The sequence below is a fragment of the Dictyoglomus turgidum DSM 6724 genome (genome assembly GCF_000021645.1).
GTDB lineage: Bacteria > Dictyoglomota > Dictyoglomia > Dictyoglomales > Dictyoglomaceae > Dictyoglomus > Dictyoglomus turgidum.
In genome coordinates, this window is record NC_011661.1 from 436,360 (window position 1) to 451,472 (window position 15,113).

The window sequence follows — 15,113 nt, forward strand, 5'->3', positions numbered from 1 at the left end:
AATAAATTTGTTGCGGAGTAAAGTAAAATGGATTATATTATTGATGTTTCTATTGCAAATAGTTTCAGGCTGTTCCTCTAAGCAGACTACTGATTCTACAAACATACCCCCAATAGCGGTGCCTACAAATTTAAAAGCAGAAATTTTAAGTGAAAAAAGAGTATTGCTAACATGGCAGGACAATTCCAATAACGAGGATGGATTTAAGGTTGAAAGAAAAGAAGAGGAAAAAGATTGGATACAAATTGCAGTTGTCGGATTCAATACAGTAAATTATATAGATTCTAACCTAACTCCCGGAAAAACTTATTCTTACAGAGTAAGAGCATATAATTCTTCTGTTAATAGTGATTATTCCAATGAAGTCAGTATAACAACTCCTTTAATTATAGCACCAGAGCTATCTTTATCTATTGACGAAAACAATCATGTTAAATTGTATTGGACAACGAAGTCAGAGGTAACGCAAGGTTATGTTATTGATAAAAAAGAAGAGAATGGAGATTGGCAAGAGCTTTTAACCTTAGATGTATCTTCTAAGTCTTATACTGATCCAGATGTGATATCTGGAAAAGTTTATTGGTATAGAATAAAGGCCTTTAGTTCTAACATTGAGAGTGATTATTCTGAGGCTTACGTATATGTTCCCTTAATAAATCCAAGTAATTCTCCTGACTTTTCTCTTGTAGGATTTGCTACTTTAAATGGCGGAACTACAGGTGGAGAAGGCGGAACAGTAGTTTATGTGAGTACGGGTGTTGAGTTGCAAAATGAGATAAATAAAGGTGGTCCAAGGATAATTTATGTAAATGGGACTATCACACCTCAAAATAACAATAATAAGTATGTTATTGAGGTAAAAAATGTTTCTAATATTTCCATTATTGGAGTTGGGACTTATGGTGAGTTAAATGGTGTGGGTATAAAAATTAATAATGCTAATAATATAGTTGTAAGAAATTTAATTATACATAATGTAAAAGACCCAGCTATTGCAACGCAAGGCCCAGACTGTATTACTATATCAGGTCCTGCAAGAAATATCTGGATAGATCATTGTGAATTGTACAACCAATTCCAAGGTATTGATAAGGATTATTATGATGGGCTTCTTGACATTAACGGCGATGTGTCCTATGTTACTGTTTCCTGGTGTTATTTCCATGATAGTTGGAAAACCAGCCTTATAGGATCTTCAGATACTGATAATTACAATAGGACTATTACTTATCACCATAATTGGTTTAGAAATTGTAATTCGAGACTTCCAAGCTATAGATTTGGAGAAGGGCATATTTTCAATAATTATTACCAAGATATTGCTGGTTCAGCAATTAACTCCAGAATGGGTGCAAAATTAAGAATTGAGCATAATTATTTTGAGAATGTAAGAAATCCTATAGGTTCTTGGGATAGCTCTCAAATTGGATATTGGGACCTTGCTGGGAATGTTTTTGTTAATTGTTCTGGCAGTATTCCTGAAACTTCCACTTGTTATTATAAGCCTTCTTATGATTATTCTCTTGATTCTGTAGAGAGAGTAAAAGAAATAGTTACCCAATATGCAGGAGTTGGAAAGATAACCAAGTAAAGTTTAGAAGGGAGGTGCTGGTTTAAATTTCTTTTTATCTCTTAAAAATTTAATTCAAAAGGGGGTTTAATTGTTATGAAAAACTCTTTAAAAATCATCTTATTAGTGTTAAGTGTAGTTTTGATTGCTCTACTGATTAGTGGATGTGCTCCTAAGGAACAGCCACCAGCAGTGACAAAGCCGTTTGCTCCTACAAATTTAGTTGCAGAAGCTTTGTCTGCTACTGAGGTGAGGTTAACATGGCAGGATAACTCCAATAATGAGGATGGATTTAAGATTGAGAGAAAGAAAGAAGGGGAAGATTGGACACAAATCGCAACAGTGGAAGCAAATGTCACTACTTTTACCGATACAGGGTTAAACTCTAATACAAAATATTACTATAGGGTAAAGGCATATAACTCTGCAGGAGATAGCGATTATTCTAATGAGGCAGAAGTAACCACTTTGGTGAATTGGAGTGTCTATGACTGGACTAACACTGTAGAGCCTCCCACTGGATGGATAGATGGAAATCTTAATTATCCAATGGCTAATTTCTGTACTCTTCAAGATGGTATATTAAAGATGGATACAACAAGTAATGCTGCTGCAACTCCCTCTTTCCGTTTTAACTTTGATTCCGCAAGCTGTCAACCAGGAAGTTTCAAAATGACTATTGTTTTTAAAGCTAAAGGTGAAGTGGGCATTACAAATGTAACAAGGGCATGGACTCTTGATATACAAACTACCCTTTATAGGGGTGGATTCGAAATACAGCCTACCCAAGTGAGAATTCTCAATGGTACTGGTACATTAGTCTCTACCACAGGTGTTACTGGTGCTGATTGGCATGTTTATTGGTTTACTATTGAATACAATTTAGATGGTTTGTATGCAAGATTGTATGTTGATGGAAATCCTACTCCTATCCTTGAAGGAAATATTAATGCTGCCCCCTCCACAATTCCTGATCCTCAATTTATGAGACTTGGTGATACTTCTACTTCTACCTCTAATCTTTACATTGGTTATATAGACTGGATACTCTGGACCTTTGATGGCGCCTTTGTGCCTGGTCAAGTTCAAATTCCAGAAGGCTTCTCCTTAAATCCTTAAAAGTAATGAGACTATAGGGAAGGGGAATATTCCCCTTCCCTAAAAGAAAACTTGGGGGTAGAAGAATGGAAATCAAAAATATAATATTGCTTTTGACTCTTATACTTTTGTTGATTATTACTGGTTGTTCTGCAAAGGAAAGTAACCTTGTTTTCAATGTTACAGTTTTGAATCCTCCATCTTCTGTAGTTATTGATAATCCCTATACTCTAAACCTGATTTCTACTCAAGATGCTTTTGTGACTGTCTACCTTAATGATAACATAGTTTTTGAGAACTATCCTATTAAAGCCAATAGTACTCAAAGTATTAACATATCTTTTTCTAAATCTCGTGGGAACAATATTAGGGTTGAAGTAAGAAACAGAAATCAAGAGAAATACGAATATGCCTATGAAAATGTTTTGTATCTCCCTAAAGTAGACATTGTGGTAGATAAAAACTATACAGGAGAAGATGGTACAGAGATCAACGGTAGAAAGTATTTCAAGAGTGTCTTAAAAGCAATGGTTTATATAACTCTGAATCAATCTGCATATTCTGGAAGAAGAGTTTATGTATTTATTAAAAGTGGAGATTATTATGAAAAAGTAAATATAATGTCTCCTAATATCAGCCTTATTGGTGAAGATGTGAATACCACAAGGATATATTACGATCTTGCAGCAGGATCTCCTGGAGCTGGTGGAACATCAGGCAGCGCCAGTGTAACTATTGCAGGTAGTGCTACTGGTTTTACTGCGGAAAATATTACTTTTGAAAATGCCTTTGATGAGATTGCTAATGCAAATATATCCAGTAAACAGGCAGTAGCAGTATTATCCCAATCTGACAAAGCTGTGTTTAAGAACTGTAGATTTATTGGTAATCAAGATACCTTGTATGTGAGGGGTGGAATTCATTACTTTGTAGATTGCTATATTGAAGGAGATGTAGATTTCATATTTGGTGATGGTAGAGCAGTTTTTGAGAAATGTGTAATATTCTCCGTAGATAGAGCAGGAATTACTCCAAAAGGTTATGTCACTGCTGCAAGTACAAAAATAGGCAATTTGGGATTCTTATTTACTAATTGTGAACTGAAAACAAATATAAATGAAGAAGGTTCAGTTTATCTTGGTCGTCCTTGGCATCCAAGCTCAGACCCTTATAGTGTGAATTCTAATGTGGTTCTTAGAAACTGTTATATGGATAAGCATATTCATCCTGATGGTTGGACTGCCATGAGCTCTAAAGATCCTAATACTGGTGAGACTATATGGTTCTATCCGGATACTGAGAGATTTTATGAGTATGAAAATTATGGACCAGGAGCAATAATAAATGATAAGAGACGTCAGCTTACAGGAGATGATGTAAACTATTACACTAAAGAAAACTATCTTGGGGGATGGGACGTGGAAAGCTTTATTAAGAATTTATATGAGGCCCCTAATTAACTTTTGAAGGGAGGGAATATAAAGTGAAGAAGATAGTTTATCTTTTTATACTTCTTTTGATAATTGTTCCTGTATATGCTCAAACTTCAATTTCTACAAAAGTTGAGTTTTCAATGAAGTATTATCCTGATTCTCAAAAAATAAACTTCAATCCTAATTACTATTTGTATTGTAATTTTAAAGATTTGAATATATCCGCCTTTATTGATATGAGAGATTCTGGTTTTAAGGGGGGATATCTATCTCTAACAAATATTGGAAATATTTTGGATATTTACTTCGCTAAATACTACATTTCAGTGGAAGGTACTAAAGCTCTTTGGGATTCTCTTTTATATAACAGGCTAAATTTAAATGGAATCCAGATTACTCTAAAAACTCCCGTTAAACTTACTCTAACTTATCTTCCATCTCTTATTGAGTCTGATGTAGCTTTTAATACCGGAAGATTAGTCTTAAAAGCCCAAACTGATGTTCTTTCAAAGTTTTTGGGGCTTAATCTTTATGGCCTTTATGATATGAATATGCAGATGACTGTGAACACTTTTTTGGTTGGGGCAGAGGTAAAACCCTTATCTTTTTTGAGTCTCTTCTTTGAATATGGAAATAACTCAAGAAATTGGGCTGTAGGAGGAACTATTAAACCAGTCAATAATATAACCTTGTCAGGGTACTATAGGGGAGATGGAGGTTATAATGTTGAAGCAAGTATTTCAGATATTATTCCAAAGCTCTCTCTTTATGGAGCATATTACTCTGCTCCTGATTCTCCTAACTATGTGTATGGACGTATAGTACTTCCTCCTCTTCCTTTTGGAAATATTGATGCATTATTTGGACAATATACTTCTTTAAGTACTTCTTACGTATGGTATGTAAGATTAAGCTCAAGCTGGGGTAAGGTCTCAAATACTCTAAGATTTTATAAAGGGTGGAGCTTTGGAGCAGGTTGGTTTGATACTACGATTCCTACTACTTTGGAGGAAGTGGTTTCGGTTAGCTTTTAATTTTTTAAACATTATATGCAAATATTTTGCATAATGATAAAGAGGGGAGGTTAAACACATGAGATTAAAAAGATATATGAGTATTTTGGTGGTAGGGTTATTTCTATTAGTTATTTCAGGTTGCAGCCCTAAAATAATAAATGTTCAACCCTCTATAGTTATAGAGGGTTATGATGAACCAATGATAGGTTTTGCTACTATTGGTGACGGTACTACTGGTGGTGCTAAGGGAGAAGTTGTAGTGGTAAAAGACTATAAAGAGTTCTTCAATGCGGTTTATCATAGTGATGATACTCCAAGGATTGTTCTTGTGGATGGAACCATAACCTATACTATCTCCTATTATTTAGAAGATCCAAAATATGTGAATACTATAAATATTGCGTCAAATAAAACGATTATTGGGCTTGGTAACGGTGCTACTATTGATGGGATATCTTTGAGGATTGGAAGGCAGGGCGATCCTGAAAGTAACATTATTATAAGAAATATTACTTTTGATAATGCTCCAGATGACAATATATCCATATGGTGGGGTTCACACCATATTTGGATAGATCATTGTACCTTTAGGAGAGCAGTTGATAGTAATGTGGATATAACAAGACAAGGAAACTATGTTACTTTGTCTTGGAACATATTCGAAAAATTTGCAGGGGAAGGGTCAAAAGGTGTAAGTATTGTAGGTGGTTCAGATACTTTGCCTGAGGATGCAGATTACTTAAGAGTTACTTACCATCACAATTGGTTTAATGGAACCGCAGGAAGAAATCCTAGAATGAGATATGGAATTGTTCATATATTTAACAACTACTATACCGATGTTCAACTTGGGCCAAATGGTACTTGTGCAGTAAGAGCTCTTGTAGAGCATAATTATTTTGAAAGGGTACTTACCCCAACTCAGATTTCTACCCCTCCAGGGTTTATAGTACTTTCTAAGGAAGATCCAGAGAATGGAGATACAAATGTTTATGTGGATAGTGGCACTCCTACAAGAAATCTTCCTACTTATGATCAGTTAACTGATGGAGTTAATTATGATTTTAGAGATAGAGCTAATGAGTGGCTAAATATTTCTAACTGGATACCCTATTCTTATACTCCTGATTTAGCAGCAAGTGTGCCACAGATTGTCCAAGAAAAAGCTGGAGCGGGAAAGATTATTGTAAATTATAGCAAGTAAGATGCATTATGGGGGCTTTTCTGAAATTAATAGGAAAAGCCCCCATTTTTTTATTGAATTAAAAGGAGGGAAGAGGTAAATGAGAAGATATTTAAAAATTCTGTTCTTATTACTATTTGTACTTTTCGTAGCAGGCTGTGCTAATTTTTCTCCTAAAACTACTTGGAAACTTATTCATGGGTATGCAAAAAATGATTCTGTAAATGCTGGAATTGTGTCAAAAGATGGAAATTTTATTTTTGCAGGATATAGCAATTCAAAGAATCCTAACGGAGAAGATGATGTTTATGTTTTAAAGATTGATAAGTGGGGAAATGTTTTGGGAGAATTATTTCCTTTTGGAGAAAGGGACGACAATGCTCAATGTATTATAGAGACTAGTGATGGAGGATTTTTAGTAGTTGGAGAAAGCTATTCTTATGCCACAGGGATATCTAAGGATCTTTATGTTATGAAATATGATTCCTTAGGTAATCTTTCTTGGGCAAAAAATTTTGGTGGCATGGATATGGATGGTGGAAGATGGGCTATTGAGGATTCTGAAGGTAATTATGTAATTGTTGGATGGACCAGATCCTTTGGAGCAGGAAATTCAGACTTTTATGTATTGAAGCTCTCTCCCAATGGAACAGTAATATGGACTAAAACTTGGGGTGGAGGTAATTTTGATGAAGCTAATTCAATTTTGGAGGTTAGTGATGGATATTTAGTGGTTGGGTTTACTCTTTCTTACAGTGCTGGAGGAAAAGATGTAGCTTTGGTGAAGTTTGATAAAAATGGGAATGTTCTTTGGTATAAGACTTATGGTGGAAGTAAAGATGATGTGGGAAGTAAAATAATTGAGACTTCTGATGGAAACTTTTTAATTATTGGAAGTACCCTTTCCTACGGAACTTCAGGTGATATTTATGTGTTGAAGATAGATGGGAATGGGAATCTTTTGTGGCAAGCAAATTATGGGGGAGAAAAAGAAGATTATGCAAATGATGTTAAGGAGACATTAGATAGGGGATTTATTATAGTGGGAGCTACAAGATCCTTTAGTTGTCTTGGACTTGGGATTTTCTTAGTTAAAATTGATTCTAAAGGTGAATTAGTATGGCAGAAGGTATATGATGGAGAGGGAGACGATGAGGCAAATACTGTGATTTTGATGAATGATGGAGGATTTTTAGTAGGGGGTTATACTAGATCCTGGGGAGCAGAGCAGTCTGATGTAATTATCATGAGGTTAAATTCAAAGGGTGAGTTATAAATTTTTCACTTGAAGAAAATTTTAAAGTTAGTGTATAATATACAAAAGTATTTCATAATATACAAAGGAGGTGGAAATAAGGCAGAAATAACGTTTAGATTTCTTTTAGGACTCTTTTTCAATTTTTCTTTTTTAAAATTCATTTTTTGGGGGAGGTTTAAAAAGTTATGAAAAAGTACTTTAAGTTAACAATTTTAGTATTAGTTTTAGTTAGTTTTATCCTTGCTATTTCTCCAGCTCAACAGCAGATTACATTAAGAATTATCTGGTGGGGTTCTCAGGATAGACATAACAGAACTTTGAAAGTAATAGAGCTTTTCCAAAAGAAATACCCCAACATTAAGATTGTATCAGAATATACAGGATGGTCTGAGTATTATACAAAACTTACCACTATGGCTGCAGGTGGAAACCTTCCAGATATTATGCAACAGGACCACGCATATATTAGGGGATGGGTAGAGAAAGGCTTACTTTTACCTCTTGATGATTTAGTAGCACAAGGTATTATAAATCTTAAAGATGTAGCAAAAAGCATAGTCGATTCTGGAAGATTAAGTGGAAAACTTTATGCCATAAACTTAGGAAATAACTCTCAAGCCTTTGCTATTGATCCGGAGGTATTTAGAAAGGCAGGAGTTCCTCTTCCACCTACTTTATGGACATGGGATGATTTCAAGAGAATTGCAAGGATAATTCATAGAAAACTTGGCATATATGGAGCAGCGGAGAACCTTGGCGATCATAACATATTCAGAGTATGGACTATTGAAAACGGTGGATATCTTTTCAGCGAAGATGGTAAATCCTTGGGATACGAAGATGATAACGTATACGCAAGCTTCTACAAGATGCTTCTTGAACTTCAAGACGAAGGTGTAATTCCTTCAAGAGATGTAGAAGTTGCAAGGGGTAGTGTAAGTCCAGAGCAAAGATTTATATGTCTTGGAAAGTCTGCAATGCAATTTACTTGGAGTAACCAGCTTACAGCTATGAGCAAAGCTCTTAAAGATAAACCTTTGAAACTTTATATGATTCCAACACTAAATGGAAAGGTTGGAAACTTCTTAAAGCCATCAATGTTTTTTGCAATCAATGCTAAGACTAAATATCCCAAGGAAGCAGCAATGTTTATAAACTTCTTTATTAATGATATTGAGGCTGGAAAGATACTAATGGCAGAGAGAGGAGTGCCGGTATCCAAGAAAGTACAGCTTGCTCTAAAGCCAATTTTAACTCCTGTGGAGAAAGAAATATTTAACTTCATAGCTACAGTAGAAAAATATGGAGCTCCAACTCCTGCTCCAGACCCAGAAAGATGGCAAGAAATTTATAACAATGTCTATACTCCCCTTTATGACCAAATAATGTATAAGAAGATTACTCCAGAAGAAGCTGCAAAGAGATTTAGAGAACAAGTGACTCAAATACTTAGAAAGTAGAGGGAAAACAAGGGGAGGGATTATTCCCTCCCCAAATTATGTTATGGGAGGTTAACCCTAAATGAAGAAACTTACCAAGAAAAGAAAGCACGATATTTTTATGGGATATCTTTTTACCAGCCCTTGGATATTAGGCTTTCTGTTTTTCATCGTATTTCCTTTAATAACTTCTTTTTATCTTTCTTTTACAAGATATGATATCCTTTCTGCTCCAAGATGGATAGGACTTCAAAACTGGATAAGGATGTTTACTCAGGATCCCAGGTTTTGGAATGCCACTAAAGCCACCTTTAAATATGTGATATTTGAGGTACCTTTGAGGCTTCTTTTTGCTTTTATTGTTGCTCTTATCTTTAGTCAAAGAGAAAGCAAAATCTTAAACTTATATCGTGCTATTTATTATATTCCTTCTCTTATTGGTGGAAGTGTGGCGATTGCGGTAGTTTGGAGGCAAATATGGGGATATCCTGACGGTATAGTCAATGCCATATTGTCTATTTTGGGACTTAAAGGTATGAATTGGCTTGGAGACACGCGTACTGCCATATGGACCCTTATTTTACTTGCAGTATGGCAATTTGGATCTCCCATGCTTATATTTTTAGCAGCTTTAAAGCAGGTTCCTACTGAGCTTTATGAGGCAGCAACCATTGATGGTGCAAATTTCTGGGGAAGACTATTTAAAATTACTATTCCTATGGTTACTCCAGTGATTCTTTTTAATCTCATAAACCAAATGATACATGCATTTATGGCATTTACACAATCTTACATCATCACTCAAGGTGGACCTTTAGATTCTACACTCTTTTATGCGGTTTATATGTATAGGAAAGCCTTTAATGATTTTGAGATGGGATATGCATCTGCTCTTGCCTGGTTTATGCTTACTCTTGTAGGGATATTTACCATCATTATATTTAAGACCTCCAACCGTTGGGTCTATTATGAAGCAGAGGAGGGAGTATAGTGAGAAAGAAAACTTTAAATACCATAATTTATTATACCTTTGTTACTATAATTGCTTTTTTTATGGTTTATCCTGCTCTTTGGATGCTAAGTAGTTCTTTTAAACAACCCTGGGAGATATTTGGGAATATTTTAAGCCTTATTCCTAAGGAACCTACCTTACACAATTACAAAGAGGGTTGGCAGGGATTCGGCGGAATAACTTTTGCGACTTTTTTTAAAAACTCCTTTATAATTGCAGGTTTAAATACCATTGGAACAGTACTTTCTTCCACTATTGTTGCTTATGGACTTTCAAGAATTCCTTTTCCAGGAAGAAGAATGATTTTTACCACAGTCATATTAACCCTTATGCTTCCTATGCAGGTGCAAATTGTCCCAAGGTACATACTCTTTTCTAAACTTGGTTGGATAAATACCTTTTATCCTTTAATTGTACCTGCTTTTTTGGGGGGTCCATTCTTTATATTTATGGTCATGCAATTTATAAGGGGAATACCAAAGGAGCTTGATGAATCTGCCTTTATTGATGGTGCGGATAGGATTAAGATTTTTTATTATGTTATTCTTCCTAATTTAAAACCTGTGGTAACTACCGCTGCAATCTTTGCCTTCTATTGGGCATGGAATGACTTTATGGGTCCTCTTGTATATCTGAATAGCCCCGAAAAATATCCTGTATCAGTAGCGCTTAGGGCTTTCTCAGATCCTTCTGCTGTAACTAACTGGGGTGCAGTATTTGCTATGTCTACATTATCTCTTATTCCAGTTTTGGTTATATTTGTATTATTCCAAAAATACATTGTTCAAGGTGTTACAACTACTGGATTAAGAGGCTAAGAAAGGAGGAAAAAAAATGAATAATGTAAAGATTGCATATATTGGTGGGGGTTCAAAAGGTTGGGCGTGGAAATTTATGGCAGATCTTGCTTTAGAGGAGAGCTTTAGTGGAGAAGTAAGGCTATATGACATAAATTTTGAGGCGGCAAAAACCAATGAGATTATTGGAAATAGGATCAGCATGCAGAAAGACGCTAAAAGTAAGTGGAGATATAGGGCGGTAAAAGAGATAGGAGAGGCTTTAGAAGGGGCAGATTTTATAATTATATCTATACTTCCTGGAACCTTCGATGAGATGGAAGTAGACGTTCATCTCCCTGAGAAATATGGAATTTATCAGGCAGTAGGAGATACTCCAGGACCTGGTGGGGTAATAAGAAGTCTAAGAACCATTCCTATTTATATGGAATTTGCAGAGGCTATTAAAAAGTATGCACCATCTGCTTGGGTGATCAATTATACTAATCCTATGGCTCTATGTGTCAGAACTCTTTATGTTACTTTTCCTAAAGTAAAAGCCATCGGATGTTGTCATGAAGTTTTTAAAATTCCTAAGATTTTATCTCTCATGCTAAAGGAGAAAGAGGGAATAGATGTAGATCCATCGGAGATAAAGCAAAACGTCCTTGGTATAAATCATTTCACATGGGTGGATAAAATCTCATATAAAAATAAAGATCTTTTTCCCATTTATGGAGAGTTTGCAGAAAAATATTACGAAGAGGGTTTTGAAGAAGAGAAAGATAGATGGAAGAGAGATTACTTTGCATCAGCCAATAGGGTTAAATTTGATTTGTACCGAAGATATAAGCTAATAGCTGCAGCAGGAGATAGGCATCTTGCTGAATTTTTCCCCGCTAACTGGTATTTAGAAAATCCTGAAAAGGTAAGAAAATGGAAGTTCTCTCTAACTCCTGTTTCTTTTAGAAAAGAACAAGCAAAAGAGCTATATGAGATGAGTCAGAAACTTGCAAAGGGAGAAATGGAGTTCCCTATAAAACCTTCAGGTGAGGTTGGGGTACAAATAATGAAGGCACTTTTAGGGCTCTCTGATTTTATAACCAATGTTAACTATCCTAATGTGGGACAGATGGATGGAGTACCAAGAGATGTGATAGTAGAAACCAATGTTTGCATTACAAGAGATAATATAAGGCCTATATATGCAGGAAAACTACCCAATGATGTTAATTCTTGGGTTTTGAGACACATAATGAATCAGGAAATGATTCTTGAGGCAGTGTTAAATAAAGATTTGGAACTCGCTTTCAGAGCCTTTTACAATGACCCAATAGTAGAGTCCAAATTAGATTTTGATACTGCGAGAGAGCTATTCAAGGAAATGATAGAGGGAACTAAAAGGTACCTTCCCAAATATTTTGGAGGAGAAAAAGATTAGAGGGTGAATCTTATGAGAAAGGTATTAATTTTCTTGTTTTTAGTCTCATTAACATTTACTCCCATCTTCTCCCAGGATAAGTTCCTGGGAGGATGGGAGAAGGTTTATGGTGGGCCAAAAAGTGAAAAGGGATATGGAATTGTAAAGGTTGAGGATGGATATTTATTGGGGGGAGAGACTACATCTTTGGGAAGTGGTGGAAAAGATATTTATCTTTTAAAGATTGATAAGGAAGGAAATAAAGTATTTGAAAAGGCTATAGGAGGGCCAAAAGACGATTACTCCTTTTCTATGATTGAAGGGAAAGATGGATATTTTATTGTGGGAGCTACAAGATCTTTTGGAGCAGGAAACAGTGATGTATATGTGGTTAAGGTTAATGGAAATGGAGATATTCTTTGGCAAAAAACCTATGGAGGCAGGGGATTTGAGGAGGGATGGAGAATAGTAAAAGATAATGAAGGAAATTATATTATAGTGGGAAGGACTAATTCCTTTGGAAGCGGACAATATGATCTTTATCTTATAAAGATAGATGAAAACGGAAACCTTCTATGGGAGAGAGCTTATGGAAGAGAAATGAGTGAATACGGATATGGAGTATGTAATGATGAAGATGGATATGTAGCAGTAGGAATTACAAATTCTTTCTCTGAAGGACAAGATATTTATGTGATTAAGGTTGATAAAAATGGAAATCTTTTATGGGAAAAAATATATGGTGGTAAAGGGTATGATTATGCCTATGACATTACAAATGGTGATGATGGATACTTAATTGTGGGAAATTCTAATTCTTTTTCTGATTCAGTAGATCTATATGTATTAAAAACTAACAAAAATGGGGATAAAGTCTGGGAAAAAACCTATGGTGGTAAGGGATATGATACAGGGTTTTCTGTGCTACGAACTGATACTAAGTATTTAATTGTAGGTGGATCTAATTCACAAGGTGCGGGAAATAGTGATTTATATGTGGTTAAGTTAGACGAAAAAGGAAATTTAATTTGGGAAAAATATTTTGGTGGTGCAGATCTTGATGAAGGTTGGGGATTAGTTTTAGAGAATTCTTGGTTTATAGCCATAGGAAGATCAGAATCCTTTAGTACTGCCAATAGTGAGCTTTATGTGGTAAAGTTTAAAGAATGATGATTGAGGGAGGTAATATGATTGATGTAATTTCTTATGGTGAGGTAATGTTAAGATTTACCCCTGAAAGGTATCGCACTTTTTTAAGTAGTAATACCTGGAATGTGGAGGTGGGAGGAACTGAGGCAAATGTCTTAGTAGCCCTTTCTCTTTTAGGCTTAAAAACTGAATTTATATCCTTTTTTCCTGACAATTTCCTTGGCTTTAAGGCGATTAGTGAATTAAAAAAGTATGGAGTTGGAGTAGAAAAGGTAAGACTTATACCAGAAGGAAGGATGGGGCTTTATTTTGTGGAATTACACCATCGCTCAAAAGGAATCAGAGTTCTTTATGATCGGAGGGACTCGTCCTTTTCAATAGGCGTTCTTTCAGATACTGATCTTGAATTTATAAGAAAGGCAAAACTCATACATCTTACAGGAGTTACTCCAAGCTTAAGTGAAGTTTGTAAGAGTAATGTAATTAAAATATGCACTTCTAAAAAAGATAGCCAAATTTTGTCTTTTGATATAAACTATAGAAAAAAACTATGGGGTGAAAAGGAGTGTAGGAGGTTTCTGGATATTATACTACCCTTTGTAGATATTCTTTTTGTTAAAAAAGAAGATTACAACCTCCTTTTTGAAGAAGAGAATAATGAAGAAAAAATTCTTTATAAACTTCAAAAGACTTATGGAAAGGATAAAATTTATGTCTTGACCCAAGGAGAAGAGGGATGTTCGGTACTTTATAAGGATGAATATTTTTCTCAGCAGGCATATAACACTGATGTGGTAGATAGGATTGGAGCAGGAGACGCTTTTGTGGCTGGATTTTTGTATGGTTATCTAAAGGGAAAAGATTTGAAAAATTCTGCAAAATATGGCAGTTTACTTGCTTCAATTAAAATGAGCATCTTTGGAGACTTTCCTGCTTTGGATAGAAAGACCCTTTTGGATCTCTTAGAGTCAGAAAATAATAGGAGTGTGGAGAGATGAAATCAAAAGTAGGTATAAGTTCTGCAAATCAGACTCTTGAGATTCTTGAATATATTGTTCTTTCGGGAAGGGAAGTGTCTTTAAAAGAGATTGCAGAGGAAATTGGACTTCATGTCTCTACGGTGCATCGTTATCTTTCCTCTCTTTTAGAAAAGGGATATGTGAGGAAGACTCAAAATGGTCTTTATAAGCCTGGATTTAGGATATTAGAACTTTCTTCTTACATTCTTCAAGGTTTTGACTTGAGGGAGATTGCTCGCCCTTTTCTTATAGAGCTTATGGAAAATACAAAACAAACTGTTCATTTGACCATTAGGGATGCCTACGAAGGGGTTTATATAGACAAAGTTGAAGGTCCTGGTACACTTCCTATGATGTCCCGCATAGGTATGAGAATGCCTTTATACTCTACCAGCTTTGGCAAAGTACTTCTTGCATACAGTCCAGAAAGTTTTATCAATGAATATTTGAGAAAAGTACCCCTTATTCCGAGAACTGAAAACACCATAACTGATCCTGAAAAGCTAAAGGAAGAACTTTTAAAAGTAAAAAAGCAGGGTTATGCCTTTGATAATGAAGAGAATGAGAGGGGGATTAAATGTATAGGAGCCCCCATATTTGATTATTCGGGAAATGTGGTTGCAGCAGTTTCCATATCTGGGTATTACAAAGATTTTGAAGGGGAAAATAGGGAAAAGCTTCTTAAAGAACTTTTAAGTGCGTGTGATAGGATAAGTTCCGTACTAAGAAGCAAAGCTTAA

At 35.3% G+C, this 15,113-nt stretch carries 13 protein-coding genes; all 13 read left to right on the forward strand.

Annotated features, from left to right (window positions below; all coding sequences use genetic code 11):
* Window positions 1-10: 10 nt before the first annotated feature.
* Window positions 11-1,591 (forward strand): pectate lyase family protein, encoded by a 1,581-nt coding sequence (locus tag DTUR_RS02190; RefSeq protein WP_164930982.1) that lies wholly within the window; start codon window positions 11-13, stop codon window positions 1,589-1,591.
* Between the two features lie 75 nt (window positions 1,592-1,666).
* Window positions 1,667-2,689: a fibronectin type III domain-containing protein gene (locus DTUR_RS02195; RefSeq protein ID WP_012582819.1), complete on the forward strand. Its 1,023-nt coding sequence runs from the start codon at window positions 1,667-1,669 to the stop codon at window positions 2,687-2,689.
* Window positions 2,690-2,754: 65 nt separating this feature from the next.
* Window positions 2,755-4,128 carry a pectinesterase family protein gene (locus DTUR_RS02200; protein ID WP_012582820.1) on the forward strand — a complete coding sequence of 458 codons (1,374 nt, stop codon included), beginning with the start codon at window positions 2,755-2,757 and terminating at the stop codon, window positions 4,126-4,128.
* Between the two features lie 23 nt (window positions 4,129-4,151).
* Complete coding sequence (locus DTUR_RS02205; protein WP_012582821.1) at window positions 4,152-5,135, forward strand: hypothetical protein; 984 nt, start codon at window positions 4,152-4,154, stop codon at window positions 5,133-5,135.
* Window positions 5,136-5,193: 58 nt separating this feature from the next.
* Window positions 5,194-6,321 (forward strand): pectate lyase family protein, encoded by a 1,128-nt coding sequence (locus DTUR_RS02210; protein ID WP_012582822.1) that lies wholly within the window; start codon window positions 5,194-5,196, stop codon window positions 6,319-6,321.
* Window positions 6,322-6,400: 79 nt separating this feature from the next.
* A complete protein-coding gene (locus tag DTUR_RS02215) occupies window positions 6,401-7,576 on the forward strand; it encodes a lipoprotein (RefSeq protein ID WP_012582823.1) in 1,176 nt (391 codons plus the stop codon).
* Between the two features lie 167 nt (window positions 7,577-7,743).
* Window positions 7,744-9,018 carry an ABC transporter substrate-binding protein gene (locus DTUR_RS02220; protein ID WP_012582824.1) on the forward strand — a complete coding sequence of 425 codons (1,275 nt, stop codon included), beginning with the start codon at window positions 7,744-7,746 and terminating at the stop codon, window positions 9,016-9,018.
* A gap of 61 nt (window positions 9,019-9,079) precedes the next feature.
* The gene (locus DTUR_RS02225; RefSeq protein ID WP_012582825.1) at window positions 9,080-9,988 is read left to right on the forward strand and encodes a carbohydrate ABC transporter permease; all 909 of its coding nucleotides are present in this window, start codon (window positions 9,080-9,082) and stop codon (window positions 9,986-9,988) included.
* Window positions 9,988-10,827: a carbohydrate ABC transporter permease gene (locus DTUR_RS02230; protein WP_012582826.1), complete on the forward strand. Its 840-nt coding sequence runs from the start codon at window positions 9,988-9,990 to the stop codon at window positions 10,825-10,827. The genes DTUR_RS02225 and DTUR_RS02230 overlap by 1 nt, the downstream gene beginning before the upstream one ends.
* A 16-nt stretch (window positions 10,828-10,843) precedes the next feature.
* Window positions 10,844-12,226 (forward strand): alpha-glucosidase/alpha-galactosidase, encoded by a 1,383-nt coding sequence (locus DTUR_RS02235; protein WP_012582827.1) that lies wholly within the window; start codon window positions 10,844-10,846, stop codon window positions 12,224-12,226.
* Between the two features lie 12 nt (window positions 12,227-12,238).
* Window positions 12,239-13,375 carry a hypothetical protein gene (locus tag DTUR_RS02240; RefSeq protein WP_012582828.1) on the forward strand — a complete coding sequence of 379 codons (1,137 nt, stop codon included), beginning with the start codon at window positions 12,239-12,241 and terminating at the stop codon, window positions 13,373-13,375.
* 17 nt (window positions 13,376-13,392) lie between these two features.
* Entirely contained in the window at window positions 13,393-14,352 is a 960-nt protein-coding gene (locus DTUR_RS02245) for a sugar kinase (protein WP_164930983.1), read from the forward strand.
* Window positions 14,349-15,113 (forward strand): IclR family transcriptional regulator, encoded by a 765-nt coding sequence (locus DTUR_RS02250; RefSeq protein ID WP_012582830.1) that lies wholly within the window; start codon window positions 14,349-14,351, stop codon window positions 15,111-15,113. The genes DTUR_RS02245 and DTUR_RS02250 overlap by 4 nt, the downstream gene beginning before the upstream one ends.

Coding starts and splice junctions, on each gene's coding strand:
- DTUR_RS02195 (WP_012582819.1), top strand. CDS start 1,667: ATGAAAAACTCTTTAAAAATCATCTTATTAGTGTTAAGTGTAGTTTTG.
- DTUR_RS02200 (WP_012582820.1), top strand. CDS start 2,755: ATGGAAATCAAAAATATAATATTGCTTTTGACTCTTATACTTTTGTTG.
- DTUR_RS02210 (WP_012582822.1), top strand. CDS start 5,194: ATGAGATTAAAAAGATATATGAGTATTTTGGTGGTAGGGTTATTTCTA.
- DTUR_RS02215 (WP_012582823.1), top strand. CDS start 6,401: ATGAGAAGATATTTAAAAATTCTGTTCTTATTACTATTTGTACTTTTC.
- DTUR_RS02220 (WP_012582824.1), top strand. CDS start 7,744: ATGAAAAAGTACTTTAAGTTAACAATTTTAGTATTAGTTTTAGTTAGT.
- DTUR_RS02225 (WP_012582825.1), top strand. CDS start 9,080: ATGAAGAAACTTACCAAGAAAAGAAAGCACGATATTTTTATGGGATAT.
- DTUR_RS02235 (WP_012582827.1), top strand. CDS start 10,844: ATGAATAATGTAAAGATTGCATATATTGGTGGGGGTTCAAAAGGTTGG.
- DTUR_RS02240 (WP_012582828.1), top strand. CDS start 12,239: ATGAGAAAGGTATTAATTTTCTTGTTTTTAGTCTCATTAACATTTACT.
- DTUR_RS02245 (WP_164930983.1), top strand. CDS start 13,393: ATGATTGATGTAATTTCTTATGGTGAGGTAATGTTAAGATTTACCCCT.
- DTUR_RS02250 (WP_012582830.1), top strand. CDS start 14,349: ATGAAATCAAAAGTAGGTATAAGTTCTGCAAATCAGACTCTTGAGATT.